The 14,276-nt window shown below is 63.9% G+C and carries 14 protein-coding genes and 1 pseudogene; 9 read left to right on the top strand and 6 right to left on the bottom strand.

Translation table 11 applies throughout. From position 1 onward, the window contains the following. Positions 1 to 37 precede the first annotated feature (37 nt). Positions 38 to 670, bottom strand: a complete 633-nt coding sequence (gene ycaC, locus ACYCAX_RS25415; RefSeq protein WP_460249127.1) for an isochorismate family cysteine hydrolase YcaC — start codon at positions 668 to 670, stop codon at positions 38 to 40. A 155-nt stretch (positions 671 to 825) separates the two neighbouring features. Between ycaC and ACYCAX_RS25420 the strand changes: the two genes are divergently transcribed. The 8 genes from ACYCAX_RS25420 to ACYCAX_RS25455 all read left to right on the top strand — a co-directional run bounded on the left by ACYCAX_RS25420 (position 826) and on the right by ACYCAX_RS25455 (position 9,161). Next, positions 826 to 1,731 carry a LysR substrate-binding domain-containing protein gene (locus ACYCAX_RS25420; RefSeq protein WP_015477243.1) on the top strand — a complete coding sequence of 302 codons (906 nt, stop codon included), beginning with the start codon at positions 826 to 828 and terminating at the stop codon, positions 1,729 to 1,731. Between the two features lie 182 nt (positions 1,732 to 1,913). Then, positions 1,914 to 3,116 (top strand): NAD(P)/FAD-dependent oxidoreductase, encoded by a 1,203-nt coding sequence (locus ACYCAX_RS25425; RefSeq protein WP_294973096.1) that lies wholly within the window; start codon positions 1,914 to 1,916, stop codon positions 3,114 to 3,116. A 268-nt stretch (positions 3,117 to 3,384) separates the two neighbouring features. After that, positions 3,385 to 4,251 (top strand): pirin family protein, encoded by an 867-nt coding sequence (locus tag ACYCAX_RS25430; RefSeq protein ID WP_294973094.1) that lies wholly within the window; start codon positions 3,385 to 3,387, stop codon positions 4,249 to 4,251. A gap of 104 nt (positions 4,252 to 4,355) precedes the next feature. Next, the gene (locus ACYCAX_RS25435) at positions 4,356 to 5,045 is read left to right on the top strand and encodes a hydrolase (RefSeq protein ID WP_460249128.1); all 690 of its coding nucleotides are present in this window, start codon (positions 4,356 to 4,358) and stop codon (positions 5,043 to 5,045) included. A 115-nt stretch (positions 5,046 to 5,160) separates the two neighbouring features. Beyond that, the gene (locus ACYCAX_RS25440; protein ID WP_015477239.1) at positions 5,161 to 5,568 is read left to right on the top strand and encodes an OsmC family protein; all 408 of its coding nucleotides are present in this window, start codon (positions 5,161 to 5,163) and stop codon (positions 5,566 to 5,568) included. Positions 5,569 to 5,632: 64 nt separating this feature from the next. Next, positions 5,633 to 6,577, top strand: a complete 945-nt coding sequence (locus ACYCAX_RS25445; protein ID WP_460249131.1) for a pirin family protein — start codon at positions 5,633 to 5,635, stop codon at positions 6,575 to 6,577. A gap of 11 nt (positions 6,578 to 6,588) precedes the next feature. Then, the gene (locus ACYCAX_RS25450) at positions 6,589 to 8,007 is read left to right on the top strand and encodes an OprD family porin (RefSeq protein WP_015477237.1); all 1,419 of its coding nucleotides are present in this window, start codon (positions 6,589 to 6,591) and stop codon (positions 8,005 to 8,007) included. Positions 8,008 to 8,249: 242 nt separating this feature from the next. Then, positions 8,250 to 9,161: a LysR substrate-binding domain-containing protein gene (locus ACYCAX_RS25455; RefSeq protein WP_294973085.1), complete on the top strand. Its 912-nt coding sequence runs from the start codon at positions 8,250 to 8,252 to the stop codon at positions 9,159 to 9,161. Between the two features lie 35 nt (positions 9,162 to 9,196). Here the strand turns inward: ACYCAX_RS25455 and ACYCAX_RS25460 are convergent, their stop codons facing one another. Then, positions 9,197 to 10,171, bottom strand: coding sequence for a DNA-binding protein (locus ACYCAX_RS25460; protein WP_460249129.1), 975 nt, complete (start codon positions 10,169 to 10,171; stop codon positions 9,197 to 9,199). A 181-nt stretch (positions 10,172 to 10,352) separates the two neighbouring features. On the opposite strand from ACYCAX_RS25460, the gene ACYCAX_RS25465 reads away from it, so the two are divergent. After that, positions 10,353 to 11,282, top strand: coding sequence for a site-specific integrase (locus ACYCAX_RS25465; protein WP_294973081.1), 930 nt, complete (start codon positions 10,353 to 10,355; stop codon positions 11,280 to 11,282). Positions 11,283 to 11,623: 341 nt separating this feature from the next. Here ACYCAX_RS25465 and ACYCAX_RS25470 read toward each other — a convergent pair whose 3' ends face one another. The 4 genes and pseudogenes from ACYCAX_RS25470 to ACYCAX_RS25485 form a co-directional block, all read right to left on the bottom strand. Beyond that, entirely contained in the window at positions 11,624 to 12,505 is an 882-nt protein-coding gene (locus ACYCAX_RS25470) for a hypothetical protein (protein WP_460249132.1), read from the bottom strand. Positions 12,506 to 12,697: 192 nt separating this feature from the next. Next, a pseudogene (locus ACYCAX_RS25475) lies at positions 12,698 to 12,961 on the bottom strand (hybrid sensor histidine kinase/response regulator); the annotation flags it as partial. Between the two features lie 121 nt (positions 12,962 to 13,082). Next, the gene (locus ACYCAX_RS25480; protein WP_015477206.1) at positions 13,083 to 14,027 is read right to left on the bottom strand and encodes an electron transfer flavoprotein subunit alpha/FixB family protein; all 945 of its coding nucleotides are present in this window, start codon (positions 14,025 to 14,027) and stop codon (positions 13,083 to 13,085) included. Next, on the bottom strand, positions 14,027 to 14,276 hold a 250-nt coding region (locus tag ACYCAX_RS25485; protein ID WP_460249130.1), incomplete at its 5' end, for an electron transfer flavoprotein subunit beta/FixA family protein. The genes ACYCAX_RS25480 and ACYCAX_RS25485, both read right to left, overlap by 1 nt.

The raw sequence follows: 14,276 nt of genomic DNA on the forward strand, positions 1-14,276 counted from the left end.
CCGGCGCCTCTTGGAAGGTGCCGGCCTGCGTGGCGCCTTACTTGCCTCCGCTCAGGGCGTTGTAGCTGGTGATCAGGTTGCGGTAATCCGGGATGTGATTGGAGAACAGCGCGGCCAGCCCTTCGATGTCGTTGCGCCAGTCGCGGTGCAGCTCACAGGCCACGCCGAACCAGGTCATCAGTTGTGCGCCGGCGGCCTCCATGCGGCGCCAGGCAGCGTCACGGGTGACTTCGTTGAAGGTGCCGGATGCATCGGCCACCACGAACACCTCGAAGCCTTCTTCCAGTGCCGAGAGCGCCGGGAAGGCCACGCACACCTCGGTGACCACGCCGGCGATGATCAGTTGCTTCTTGCCGGTGGCCTTGACCGCCTTGACGAAGTCTTCGTTGTCCCAGGCATTGATGTTGCCGGGGCGGGCGATGTAGGGCGCATCGGGGAACATTTCCTTGAGTTCCGGCACCAGTGGGCCGTTGGGGCCGGTTTCGAAGCTGGTGGTGAGGATGGTTGGCAGCTTGAAGTACTTGGCCAGGTCGGCCAGGGCCAGGACGTTGTTCTTGAACTTGTCCGGCTCGATATCACGAACCAGCGAGAGCAGGCCGGCCTGGTGATCCACCAGCAGAACGGCGGCGTTGTTCTTGTCGAGACGGTTGTAGGTGAAAGAAGTCGTCATGGTGCGTTCCTCGCAATGCCTTGGGATAGGGCCGTCGGGTAGTGAACCCTCAGGCGGTTTGCAGCGCGTTGGCTGCGTGGCAAAAGATTAAAAACGACACCCTTGGTGCGCTAGACTGCAAAAATCATCTCTAGCGTTCTATATGGGGAACGACAATGGAAGACTTGAATACCCTCTACTACTTCACCCAGGTGGTGGAGCATGGTGGTTTCGCTGCGGCCGGCCGCGCTCTGGACATGCCCAAGTCCAAGCTCAGCCGGCGCGTGGCCGAGCTGGAGGAGCGCCTGGGCGTGCGCCTGCTGCAGCGCACCAGCCGGCACTGTTCGCTGACCGAGATCGGCCAGGCGTATTACCAGCGTTGCCTGGCCATGCGGGTAGAGGCGGAGGGCGCGGCGGAAGTGATCGAACGCAACCGCAGCGAGCCGCGCGGGCTGGTGCGCCTGGCCTGTCCGACGACACTGCTCAATTCCTGGGTGGGGCCGATGCTGACGCGCTACATGCTCAAGTACCCGATGGTGGAGTTGTTCATCGAGAGCACCAACCGGCGCGTCGATCTGCTCCATGAGGGGTTCGACGTGGCATTGCGAGTGCGCTTCCCGCCGCTGGAGAACACCGACATGGTGATGAAGGTACTGGCCAACAGTACCCAATGCCTGGTGGGGCATCCGGAACTGGTGGCGCGCTTGTCAGGGAACTTCCGGCCCGAGGACCTCGGCAGCCTGCCGAGCCTGCACTGGGGCGCTTCGCAGCGGGAGTACCAGTGGGAGTTGTTCAATCCCGATAGCGAGCGGCTGGTGATTGCGCACCGGCCGCGCATGGTCACCGATGACCTGCTGGCCCTGCGCAACAGCGTGGTGGCGGGGGTCGGTATCGCACACCTGCCGAGGGTCGCAGTGCGCGAGGACCTGGCCTCCGGCGCACTGGTGGAGCTGCTGCCGGGCTGGACCCCCAGGTGCGGGATCGTCCATGCGATCTTCCCGTCGCGGCGTGGCCTGCTTCCGTCGGTGCGGACCCTGATCGACTTCCTCGCCGAGGAGTTCAGCCGTAGCGACATGGCATGAACCGCGAGGTGCCTCCTGGCTCCGATGCGGCGGGGGGGAGGACAGTGCCCGGCCCCGGAAGTGGCCCCGTCGTTTTACCGGGAATTGGATAAATACCTCGGCCACCGTTGCCCGCACAATTCGCTCCGTAGTCCGGCAGCAGGCCGGTGAGATTCCCCCTCGACCTCTTTCTGGAGCATGTCATGAAACAACAGATCCTGATCGTCGGCGCCGGCTTCGGCGGCCTCTGGAGCGCCCTCAGCGCGGTACGCCTGCTCGACCGGCAGGGCGCGGACGCGGCGGTCGCGCTGCTCGCACCGCAGGCCGAATTGCGCATCCGCCCGCGCTTCTACGAACACAACGTCGCCGGTACCACCGTGCCACTGGGCGCGCTGTTCGACGCGGTCGGCGTCAACTTCATCCAGGGCAGCGCCACCGGCATCGACAGCCAGGCCCGCCGCGTGCGCTACACCGGTGCCGATGGCCAGTCGCACGAACTGCCGTACGACCGTCTGGTGCTGGCGACCGGCAGCGAAGTGGCGCGGCCAGCGGCGGCGGGCATCGACCGTCACACCTTCGACGTGGACAGCCTCGAGTCGGCAGTGGAGCTGGAGCGACACCTGCACGCGCTGGCCGCGCTGCCGGAGAGCCCGGCGCGCAACACCGTGGTTGTGGTCGGCGGCGGCTTCACCGGCATCGAGACGGCCACCGAGATGCCCGGCCGGTTGCGGGCGATCCTGGGCGAGGAGACTGCGCTGAATGTGATCATCGTCGATCCGGGCCAGCGCATCGGCGCGGCGATGGGCGACTCGATCGCCGAGATCATCGCCCACGCCAGCGAAACCCTCGGTGTGTCCTGGCGCCTGGGCGCGCCGGTCAGCTCGGTGGATGAGAATGGCGTGACCCTGGCCAATGGCGAGCGTATCGAAACCCGCACGGTGATCTGGGCCGCCGGCGTGAAAGCCTCGCCGCTGACCGCGCAGATCGATGCTCCGCGCTGCCCGCGCGGCCGCCTGCACGTCGACCGCAACCTCAAGGTGCTGGGCCAGGATGAAATCTACGCCACCGGCGACACCGCCTACGCCGCCACCGACGACCTCGGCAACCATGCTCTGATGACCTGCCAGCACGCCATCTCCTTGGGCCGCTCGGCCGGCAACAACGCCGCCGCCGACCTGCTGGGCGTCGCGCCGATTCCCTACAGCCAACCCAAGTACGTCACCTGCCTGGACCTGGGCGGCTGGGGCGCGGTGTATACCGAAGGCTGGGACCGCCAGGTCAAGCTGACGGGGGAGGAGGGCAAGCAGCTCAAGACCCAGATCAACACCCAGTGGATCTACCCACCGGCGGCTGACCGTGCCGTGGCGCTGGCCGCCGCCGACCCGCTGATTCCCGTCGTGGCGTGACCGCGACGTTAGCGAGCCCCGGAGCCGCGCGGGATTCACGTTGCGGCTCCGGGGCTGCTGGCAGCTTCAGCCGGGTTCTGCCGTCGCCTGAATATCTTCAGTCATTCGTAGGAATAGGCCCACCTACACGCAGTCCACCGGACGGCCTGATCACCGGTGGAAGCGGAAGCAGTGTTCCGGGAATGGAACTCTGAGGAGCAGTTTATGGCTCTACCGGGAACATCGTTGCGGAACTACCGTTACTGCCGTTGGTTGCGGGAGGTGCGCAATGAAGAAGATTCTGGGTGTCTATACCAGCCCAAGGCCCCATTGGGTGGGCGACGGGTTTCCGGTTCGCACGCTGTTTTCCTACGACAGCCTGGGCAAGCACATCAGTCCCTTCCTGTTGCTCGACTTCGCCGGGCCGCAAGACTTTCCGCCGACGCCGGGCCGCCGGGGCGTGGGGCAGCACCCCCATCGCGGTTTCGAGACGGTCACCATCGTCTACCAGGGCGAACTGGAGCATCGCGACTCCACTGGCGCGGGCGGGCGCATCGGCCCCGGCGACGTGCAGTGGATGACGGCGGCATCGGGCATCCTGCATGAAGAGTTCCACTCCGAAGCCTTCAGCCGCAGCGGCGGAACCCTGGAGATGGTGCAGCTGTGGGTCAACCTGCCGGCCCGGGACAAGATGTCGGCTCCGCGCTACCAGACCCTTCTCGACAGCGCCATTCCCAGCATCGCGCTGGCCGATGGCGCCGGCACGCTTCGCCTGATTGCCGGGCAGTTCGCCGGGCAGCAGGGCGCCGCCCGGACCTTCACCCCCATCGACGTCTGGGACCTGCGGCTCAAGCGCGAAAAACCGCTCAGCCTGCCACTGGTCCCTGGATACACCGCGGCCCTGGTGGTCCTGCATGGCACCTTGCTGGTGAACGGCAGCGAGCTCGTGCGGGAGGCCCAGACGGTGTTGTTCGACCGGGCCGATGACGAGGTGTTGCTGGAGGCGAACGGGGACGCTCAGGTGCTGCTGCTGGCCGGCGAGCCCATCGATGAGCCGATTGTCGGCTATGGGCCCTTCGTGATGAACAGCGAAAGCGAAATACGTCAGGCGGTCCAGGACTTCGAAAGTGGTCGGTTCGGCCAACTGAACGACTGACGGTCGCAACGTCATGCAAGTGCGTAACTAACCTGATAAATCCCCGCGGCGGAATGCGGGGCTACGGCCTGGATGGCCTTCTACCCGAGAACGAGGAAAGAGCTATGAGCAATTTCGCACAAGTCGCCAACTTCAACGGCCAGATTCCCAAGATCGATCCCAATAACGCAGCGATGTTGTTGATCGACCACCAGAGCGGTCTGTTCCAGACGGTCAAGGACATGCCGATGACCACGCTGCGTGCCAATGCCATCACCCTGGCGAAGATCGCCACCCTGGCGAAGATCCCGGTCATCACCACCGCCTCGGTGCCGCAAGGCCCCAACGGCCCGCTGATCCCGGAAATCCACGAAGCCGCACCCCATGCCCAGTACGTGGCACGCAAGGGAGAGATCAATGCCTGGGACAACGCCGACTTCGTTGCCGCCGTGGAAAAGACGGGACGCAAGCAACTGATCATCGCCGGCACCATCACCAGCGTGTGCATGGCCTTCCCCAGCATCAGCGCGGTGAACGCCGGCTATCAGGTCTTCGCCGTGATCGATGCGTCCGGCACGTATTCGAAGATGGCGCAGGAGATCACCCTGGCGCGGGTGGTGCAGGCCGGCGTGGTGCCGATGGACACCGCCGCGGTCTGCTCCGAAGTCCAGCAGACCTGGAACCGCGCGGATGCCGCCCAGTGGGCGGAAGCCTACAGCGCCGTGTTCCCGCACTATCAATTGCTGATCGAGAGCTACATGAAGGCCCAGTCGGTCGCGACCAATCACGAGCAACTGGATTCCCAGCGCACCTGACCGCCACGGCGAGCCTCGTCAGGCCTGTCACGAGCGAGCAGCCATGACCTTGCGCATGGCTCCTCGTTTGGCGGGCCCGGGGCCGTCCGGTTCGACATTCAACTCAGGAGTTTTCATGGCAGAACCCACAGTCCGTGCATCCTACGGGGGCGTGGCATACCAGGTGAAGGTGAGCGATGGTCAGCATGCGTGGCTCGGCGATGTTCCCGCCGAACTGGGCGGTGGAGATACCGGGCCGACGCCGCACCAGCTGCTGCTGTCCGCCCTTGGCGCCTGCACCTCCATCACGCTGGCCATGTACGCGCAGCGCAAGGGCATACCGCTGGAGTCCATCGATGTGGACCTGAGCGTTGTGCAGGAACGGCTGGGGCAAGCGTCGCAGGTGGAGATCGGACGGGATATCCGCCTGTCCGGCGCGCTGACGGACGAACAGCGGGCGCGCCTGCTGGAAATTGCCAATGCCTGCCCCATTCACAAGGTGCTGAGCGGTGAAGTCCGCATTACCAGTGTGCTGGTGGAATGACACACGCACCGAGGCACCCGCTGGTCGAGGTCGTGGGTATCCCGGTGGCCAGGGAGATCTGATGATGAGTACACACGAAACCCAATGCGAGCTGTCGTCGTCCGCCGACTGCCCGATGAACGACGGCGTGCGGGCCATCCAGCGGATCACTTCGCGCAGCGCCGAAGTCGGTGGCGGCATTTCGGTCAGCCGGCTGCTGCCTTCACGGCACCGCCGCATGGTCGGGGCCTGGTGCTTCCTGGACCATGCCGGCCCGGCGGTCTTCACCTCCGGGAGTGGACTGCGCGTCGGTCCGCATCCGCATACCGGACTGCAGACCTTCACCTGGATGATCGAGGGCGAAGTGCTCCACCGCGACAGCCTGGGCAATGTCCAGGTGATCCGGCCCGGCCAGGTGAACCTGATGACCGCCGGTTACGGGATCACCCACACCGAAGAGTCCCTGCCGGGCGAGGATCGACTGCACGCGGTCCAGTTGTGGATCGCCTTGCCGGCTTCCGCCAGCGATCGTCCGCCGATGTTCGATCACTACGCGAGCCTGCCCCAATGGCAGGCCGATGGCTTCGACCTGACGCTCCTGGCCGGGAGCTTCGGGCAATACAAGGCTCCCACGTGCATCTTCTCGCCCCTGGTAGGGCTCGATCTGGTCACGAAGGCGCAGGCGGCCAGCACCCGGCTTGGCCTGGAGCGGAGCTACGAGTACGGCGTTCTGCCGTTGACGGGCGAGTGGCGGATCAACGGCGAGGTCTTTGCCACGAACGAGTTCGCCTATCTCGGCCGGGGGCTGGAAGCGGTCGATCTGACGGCATCGGCTGACGCCCGCGCCGTCCTGCTCGGAGGTGTGCCCTTCGGCGAGGAAATTTTCCTCTGGTGGAACTTCGTAGGGCACAGCAAGGAAGGGATCGCCCAGGCACAACGTGAATGGGAGGAGGGTAGCGCCCGGTTCGGCGAGGTGGAGGGGTTCGACGGCCCTCGCCTGGTTGCGCCTCCGTTGCCCTGGCGAACCTGAACGTTTCGACGATGAGGTCCCCATTCGTCGAACGACGCCTGTGGCCCCTGGGCGTCGGCCTGTTCCTGGCGTTGCCCGCCCAGGCCGACAACTCCCTTGGACAGAAGGACAACATCTTCACGGGCATCAATGAGCGGCAGGCCGTCGAGCTCTCCATCCCGCCGGGGCTGGTGGAGGGCGCTCGGCTGGACGGCCTGGTCAGGAACTACTACCTGCAGCGCGACAATCACTCGGACCTGGTCACCCGCGACCCGACCGAGTGGGCCCAGGGCTTCCTGCTTTCGTTCAGGTCCGGCTTCACCGACACGCCCATTGGCGTGGGTGTCGATGCCCACGGCTTCCTGGGCATCAAGCTGGATGGCGGCGGTGGCAGCGGCGGCGCCGGCGTGCTGCCGCTGGATTCGGCCCTCAAGCCCGGCGACGACTTTTCCAGCGCGGGCGCCGCGCTCAAGCTCAGGTACCTCGATACCCTGGTAAGGGCGGGTGACCAGATGGTGGAAAACCCGCTGATCGCCAGCGGGATGAGCCGCCTGTTTCCCCAGGGATATCGTGGCGTCACGCTGAAGAACCACAGCCTGCAGGACCTCTGGCTGGATGCGGGCTTCGTGGAGTCCACCCGCCTGCGCAACCAGAGCGGGCATAGTCACCTGGTCACCGCCTACGGCGCGCGCAACAAGGCCGGCGTCGCGGCGGATCGCGAAAGCCCGCATGTGGGCTGGGCGGGCGCCATTTACAGCGGCCCGTGGGGCATGCAGCTGTCGGCCTATGGCGGCCAGCTCGAAGACATCTGGAATCAGTACTACCTGGGGCTCTCGGACGCCATCCCGGTGAACGACACCCTGGTACTCAAGCCCTACCTGCACTACTTCAGGACGCGCGACCAGGGTCGCGGTCAGCTGGGGACGATCGACAACGACACCTACAGTGCCGGGATTGCCGCCACCGCCTACGGCCAGACGCTGACCCTCGGGCTGCAGAAGGTCGATGGCCGAACGCCTTTCGACTACCTCACGCAGAACGACCGGATCTTCCTGTACCTGAGCAACTCCCAGCAGTTCGCCGACTTCAACGGACCGGGAGAAAAGTCCTGGCGAGTGCAGTACGAAACACCCCTGACTTTCCTCAACGCGCCGACACTGCAGTTCATCGCGGCCTATACGCGCGGCGAGGCGGACCTGACCCGTGTGGACCCCAACAGCGTCGGCTATGGCTACATCTATAACCCGGACGGGAAGCACGCCAAGCATTGGGAGCGTGACCTCGCCCTCAAGTACCAGGTGCCAGCGGGGCCGGCGAAGGGACTGTCGCTGACGGCACGCTGGGCGTCCCATCGCGAAGGTGACGGCTATACCGCCCCAGGCAACACCCGGGGTAACTCCAGCGCCGACGAGTACCGCTTGATCGTCGATTACCCGATCAGCCTGTTCTGAGGACTGGATGAGCGCGATGCCGTACGTCCAGCCGATCCTGACTGCCTGCCGTAACCGGCTGTCGAAGCGCGTCACGCAGCGTGCCTGATCCGTTACCCGAATGTCCCATCAGCACCGGGATGACGCCTGTCCGGCGCCACCCCGTTACGCCCATTGCGCGAATGGGCGAGGAATACTGCGAGTGTCACCCTTCATGAGTAGGTTCGAAATAATGTTGACGAGGGTGTGGATGGCCAGTTTCCATGTTTGATCTGAACGACCTGTTCCTGTACGCCAAAGTGGTCGAGCACGGTGGATTCGCCCCCGCGGGCCGCGTGCTGGGGCTGCCCAAGTCGCGCTTGAGCCGCCGTGTCTCAAGGCTGGAAGAGCGCCTGGGAGTGCGGCTGATTCAGCGTTCGACTCGGCACTTCTCCGTCACTGAAATCGGCCTGGAGTATTACCAGTACTGCGTGGCGATGATGGAGCAGGCCCTGGCCGCCGAGGACACGATCGAGCGCAGCCGGGCCGAGCCCCGTGGAGTCGTCAGGGTGGCCTGCACGACGGCGTTGCTGGACTCGCGCCTTGCGCCCATGCTGGCGCGCTTCATGGCGCAATGCCCGGTGGTCGAACTGCAGGTCAAGAGTTTCAATCGCCGTGTCGACGTCATCAGCGAGGGCTTCGATCTGGTCCTGAGCGTCCGTCATCAACCGCTGGAAAGCAGCGAGCTGGTCATGCGGAAACTGGCGCTCAGCCGTTACTGCCTGGTGGCGGCTCCCACGATGCTTTCCGGGGCGGACAGGGTATTGGGGCCGGCGGATCTCGTCGAACTGCCCAGTCTTTGCTGGGGACCGCACGTCCAGGACTACATCTGGGAGCTGGACGGACCGAATGGTGCCTCGGCGTCCATCCACCTGCGCCCACGGATCGTATCCGATGACATATCCGTGCTGCGCGAGGGTGCGCTGGCGGGCGTCGGGGTCGTGCTTCTTCCGGAAGAGGTGGTGAGCGAAGACCTGGCCAGCGGCAGGCTGGTCAGCGTGCTCGACGGCTGGTTCCCGAAAATGGGCGACGTGGTTGCAATATTTCCCTCCCGTCGCGGCCTCATGCCCGCAGTCCGCAAGCTGATCGATTTCCTTGCCGATGCGTTCGAGCAGGAGGGCGTGGCACCCTCATGAACCTGCGGCAAGCGCGGAGGGCGCCTGCATCCCCGTCACTCGGGCGCTGCCGCCTCAGGCGTCTCGCGCTGGCTGGCGTGCCGAACCTGCTCCTCGAGCGCGACCATCCGGATGGCCTGCTCTCGTAGCAGTTGTTGTGACAGGCGAAGCTCGTCGGCCAGTTCCTGGTTTCTTTCCTCGAGCTCGATGCGTTGCCCGTCAATCCTGGCCTTGTCCTGCCGGAGCACTTCGGAGGCCAGGGTTTCCCGCATGAGCTGCTGATGCTTCGCTTCCTGCTCATTGCGCAGCAAGCGCGCCTCGGTGAGCAGGCGCTCATTGTCCCGGTTGAGCTGGGTCAACTGATCCTGACGCACGATCAAAGACTGCTGCAACTGCCGGAGCTCGCCCCCGAGCTGCTGGACCTGGCTCTCCTGCTGCCGGCGCTCCTGCTCGCGCTGCTCCTTGGCCGCCTGGCGAAAGTGATCCAGCGCCAGGCGGGCATGATTGTGCTTCTCCTCAAGCGAGAGAATCTGCGCATCCCGTTCCCGCAGACGGGTTTCCAGGTCACTGCCCACCTGGCGCAGGCGGGCGTTCGCCAGGTCGCTCTGGTGCTTCTGCTCCTGAACCGCCTGGAACTGCTCGCGAGCATCCTGCAACTGAACTTCCAACGCGTGTACGGCCGCCTTCAGCGGATCGATCTGCGCCTGGGCGTTCCGTACCTGCTGCTGATAGTCCAGGCGTTCGCGGGACAGGGCGGCTCTGTCTTCCGCAACGGACTGCCGTGCCTCCTGCTGCAACTGGCCAGCCAGTTGCGCCACCAGCTCGGTCAGATTCTCGCTGAGCGTACGCGGCGCCCCGACAGCGGGCGCGTTCTCGGCCTCTATCTCCTTCAGGTAGCGATGGATCGTGGATTTCGAGCCCGTATTACCCAGCTCGACACGCAAGGCGTCGATACTCGGATTTTCCCCTCGCGCCAGTATGGCTACGCGGGCCTTCTGTACCAGGAACTTGGTGACTCCGCCGCGTGCCATATGGTCTCCGATGATTTCGTAATGTGGTATGTAATACGTAAATACGTAGCATCTTATCAAGAATAATCAACGTTTGTGCTCATTAGTTTGAGATTGGATAATCACGAATTATCACGTGTGATAGGTAAAGACGTACCTATCTCCAGCAGCAGGCCGGTACGAAAGGTAGAGGAGGGTGGTGATGAGCCAAGAAGTGGATCGGTATATAGAAGCAGCTACGCGTAGCAATACGCGGCGCAGCTACCGAGCCGCCATCGAGCACTTCGAGGTGAGCTGGGGAGGGTTTCTGCCGGCCACGAGCGAGACCATCGCGCGCTACCTGGCCGATCATGCGGGCGTGCTCAGTGCCAACACACTCAAGACGCGATTGGCGGCCCTGGCGCAGTGGCATCTCAGTCAAGGTTTTCCCGATCCGACGAAGGCCCCGGTTGTAAGGCAGGTACTCAAAGGCATCCGCTTCCTGCACCCGCGCCAAGAGAAGCAGGCCTCTCCGCTGCAGCTTCAAGAGCTGGAACAGTGCGTCATCTGGCTGGAGCAGGGAATTCGCGCATCCACTGACTTGCCTACTCGCCGGCGCTGCCTGCGAGATCGCGCCTTGCTCCTGATAGGGTTCTGGCGCGCGTTCCGCAGCGATGAGTTGTGCCGCCTGGAAATTGAATTCATCGCGGTTACGCCAGGGAAGGGGATGGCGATCTACTTACCCTGGAGCAAAGTCGACCGCGACAATCGCGGGCAGACTTACCAGGCGCCAGCACTGGCGAGACTGTGTCCTGTACAGGCTTACCAGGACTGGTGCGACGAAATGCGCGAAACCAAAGGGCCAGTATTCCGGGGTGTCGATCGCTGGGGGCACGTGGCCGCGCAAGCGCTGCATCCCCATAGCGTGATCCCGCTGCTGCGAAAGATCCTTAAGGGGGCCGGACTTCCAGCTGAGCGCTACAGCAGCCATTCACTGCGGCGCGGATTCGCGACCTGGGCCACGCGTAATGGATGGGACCAAAAGTCGCTGATGAGCTATGTCGGCTGGCGCGATCCGAAGTCCGCGCTGCGCTACGTTGAAGCCTCGGGAGGCTTCTCCAGAGAAACGGCGCATGCACTTTTGCAGCAATGACACGTGAGCGACGGCTCGACTGGTCGTCCTGCAATCCAGCGATAGGTTCTTCAAATTTGCCATTCCCGTTTTTAAGAAACCGAAAGCGCTTACGAGTAATCGGTCGGTGCAACGAACGTGGCCGGGACGAACTGAGCAGGCACGGTAGCGATCGCGTCACTGAGAACTCCGTGGACAGAGAATGGCCTCAGAATCACGCTGGTGAGGTTTTGATGCCGGGGCGCTATGGGCGCATTCCCTGATACCTGATCGCCGCGTGCGAACCTTATAGTTCGCATAATCTATATTATGTTAAATTCAATATTGCATGGTAGATGCTCCTTTCCCTCTCTGCTCTCGAATCACTCAAAAAGATGCTGTGAATGCATGGCCACGGCCTTCGCTGAAATCAGCTCGTTACGCTCACTGGTCCAGGCCCTCTGATAAAGCTTGCGAACGACATCCAGCCAGTGCGCGCTACCGTCGCCATCGGTTCCGACGAAGATAGCCCCACCATGAGCACGATATTCATCACGCGTGGTCGATGCGACTCGAGCGAATGGCATGGCACGGGTTACCAATGCTCCGTGATCCACGGATGGACAGGTTCCATTGACCGCTGCGGGAGCCTCGACGAACTGGGCGGAATGCACCGTCACACCATCCCTGAACAGGAGGCAAAGCATTTGACTGCTGTGCCGGCCTGCAGGTTTGGCGGGCTCCGGTATGAATCCCGAGACGGGAAAGACACCGGTTGAGGCCGTGATAATGGTCTCGGCTACGACGCTGACACAGTCCCGCATGTTGATCGCCCCGGCGTCCTTGCAGGCGGTCACAGTCCATCGGGAGAGCTGATAAATCGAAGGGTTGAGCATGTAGGTCTTAACGCGTACCCCCGTGTCATAGTAGTCGCAACGCTGTACGGGAAAGCCCTCCCAGCGCGGGAAGTCAATGACTGCGGCATCACAGCGACGAGGCTTGCCGCCTATCCTTGCGCTGAAGATCCTGCGCGCCACCTCGATCCCCGCCACCATATTCCCAGCGCTATTGGTGATGGCGGTTGAGGCCGGCACAGTACTCGCTGACGCTGGATGAAGGCCGTTCGGTGGGGAAACCTCGTGCGCCGGTGCCGGACTCTCGACCGGACTGGGTTGGTCTGGTTTCGGATCGTCGCGATCCCATTCACTGGCCACGGCAGGTGCGATGAACAGGCTGACGCTGAGCAACAGCAGTAGCGCTTTCATACTGACCTCCTTGCTGCAGCAAGCGCTCCATGCCGGTTCGTCGCCTGCGGAAATACCGCAAACTCTAGTTTCATCCACATCGGTCTGTGGAATAACCGATCTGTGGTCGCGCGGGTCGGAGGGCAGTCTCCCGGACTCCCCCACCCTACCCCTGCACCAGCGAACTGAGCACCGTCCTCGTACCGGCTTGTTCAGCTGTCGCTCGCGGAAGGTCGAGAGCAGCAGCCGCGCGGCGTTCAGCGGCTGCAGCAGATCATGGCTGGCGCAGCGCGTCGCCACCCGCACCCGTGAACTGGATACGCTCAACCACCAGTTGCGCGAAGCCCGCGACGCCGCCGAGGCACAAGGACAAGTACCTAGGGCAGCCAGTTCTTCGTTGAGGCTCTGTAGGCGCGGCTGGGCCTGGACGCGCTCGCCCTCCACCAGCCCTTCTTCGTCCGGTTTGAGCAGCAGGTTATGGCTGCTGTCACGCCGGAGCACTGGTCATTACTGGCTCTGCCCCTTGTATATGGGGTGTGCCAACCAGTCCGGAGGAGAAAAGCGCCGGGACCGCAAGGTCCCGGAGTGTTGGCAGTCCTCAGACTGCCGCTTCGAGGCTCGGCACAGCTTCGAACAGGTCACCCACCAGGCCGTAGTCGGCGACCTGGAAGATCGGTGCCTCTTCGTCCTTGTTGATCGCCACGATGACCTTGGAGTCCTTCATGCCCGCCAGGTGCTGGATGGCGCCGGAGATGCCCACCGCGATGTACAGCTGCGGCGCGACGATCTTGCCGGTCTGGCCAACCTGCATGTCGTTCGGCACGAAGCCGGCATCGACCGCGGCGCGGGAAGCGCCGACGGCGGCACCCAGCTTGTCGGCCAGGGCATAAAGGATGCTGAAGTTGTCGCCGTTGCCCATGCCACGGCCGCCGGAAACGACGATCTTGGCAGCGGTCAGTTCCGGACGGTCGGACTTGGCCAGCTCTTCGCCGACGAAGGCGGACTTGCCGGCATCCGCCGGGCCGGAAACCGCTTCAACGGCGGCGGAGCCACCTTCGGCAGCCGCGGCGTCGAAGCCGGTGCCGCGAACGGTGATGACCTTGACGGCGGCCGAGGACTGCACGGTCGCGATGGCGTTGCCGGCATAGATCGGGCGCTTGAAGGTGTCGGCGCTGACCACGTCGATGATCTCGGAGATCTGGTCGACGTCCAGCAGCGCGGCGACGCGCGGCAGGAAGTTCTTGCCGTTGGTGGTGGCCGGCGCCAGCACGTGGCTGTAACCCTTGCCCCCATTCTCACCAACAAGAGCAGCGATCAGCGGAGCAACGTTCTCCGGCAGCTGATGAGCGTAGGCGGCGTTGTCGGCGACCAGCACCTTGGAAACACCGGCGATCTTGGCAGCGGCTTCAGCCACGCCACCGACGTTCTGGCCAGCGACCAGGACAGCGATGTCGCCACCGATCTTCTGTGCGGCAGCGACAGTGTTCAGAGTGGCAGCGCCCAGTGCGCCGTTGTTGTGCTCAGCGATTACCAGGATAGCCATCAGATTACTTTCGCCTCGTTCTTCAGTTTCTCGACCAGTTCGGCAACGGACTTGACCTTGACGCCAGCGCTGCGGGCAGCCGGCGCTTCGACTTTCACGGTCTTCACGGTGGAAGCGGTGGAAACGCCCAGGGCGTCCGGGGTCACCACGTCCAGCGGCTTCTTCTTCGCCTTCATGATGTTCGGCAGCGACGCGTAGCGCGGTTCGTTCAGGCGCAGGTCGGTGGTGACGATCGCCGGCAGGTTCAGC

The organism is Pseudomonas sp. MT3, from assembly GCF_054720805.1.

Excerpts from the sequence above, each read along its gene's own strand:
- ACYCAX_RS25460 (WP_460249129.1), bottom strand. The coding sequence starts at position 10,171 with ATGGCACGCGGCGGAGTCACCAAGTTCCTGGTACAGAAGGCCCGCGTA.
- ACYCAX_RS25445 (WP_460249131.1), top strand. The coding sequence starts at position 5,633 with ATGAGTACACACGAAACCCAATGCGAGCTGTCGTCGTCCGCCGACTGC.
- ACYCAX_RS25480 (WP_015477206.1), bottom strand. The coding sequence starts at position 14,027 with ATGGCTATCCTGGTAATCGCTGAGCACAACAACGGCGCACTGGGCGCT.
- ACYCAX_RS25425 (WP_294973096.1), top strand. The coding sequence starts at position 1,914 with ATGAAACAACAGATCCTGATCGTCGGCGCCGGCTTCGGCGGCCTCTGG.
- ACYCAX_RS25470 (WP_460249132.1), bottom strand. The coding sequence starts at position 12,505 with ATGAAAGCGCTACTGCTGTTGCTCAGCGTCAGCCTGTTCATCGCACCT.
- ACYCAX_RS25430 (WP_294973094.1), top strand. The coding sequence starts at position 3,385 with ATGAAGAAGATTCTGGGTGTCTATACCAGCCCAAGGCCCCATTGGGTG.
- ycaC (WP_460249127.1), bottom strand. The coding sequence starts at position 670 with ATGACGACTTCTTTCACCTACAACCGTCTCGACAAGAACAACGCCGCC.
- ACYCAX_RS25450 (WP_015477237.1), top strand. The coding sequence starts at position 6,589 with ATGAGGTCCCCATTCGTCGAACGACGCCTGTGGCCCCTGGGCGTCGGC.
- ACYCAX_RS25435 (WP_460249128.1), top strand. The coding sequence starts at position 4,356 with ATGAGCAATTTCGCACAAGTCGCCAACTTCAACGGCCAGATTCCCAAG.
- ACYCAX_RS25440 (WP_015477239.1), top strand. The coding sequence starts at position 5,161 with ATGGCAGAACCCACAGTCCGTGCATCCTACGGGGGCGTGGCATACCAG.
- ACYCAX_RS25465 (WP_294973081.1), top strand. The coding sequence starts at position 10,353 with ATGAGCCAAGAAGTGGATCGGTATATAGAAGCAGCTACGCGTAGCAAT.
- ACYCAX_RS25455 (WP_294973085.1), top strand. The coding sequence starts at position 8,250 with ATGTTTGATCTGAACGACCTGTTCCTGTACGCCAAAGTGGTCGAGCAC.
- ACYCAX_RS25420 (WP_015477243.1), top strand. The coding sequence starts at position 826 with ATGGAAGACTTGAATACCCTCTACTACTTCACCCAGGTGGTGGAGCAT.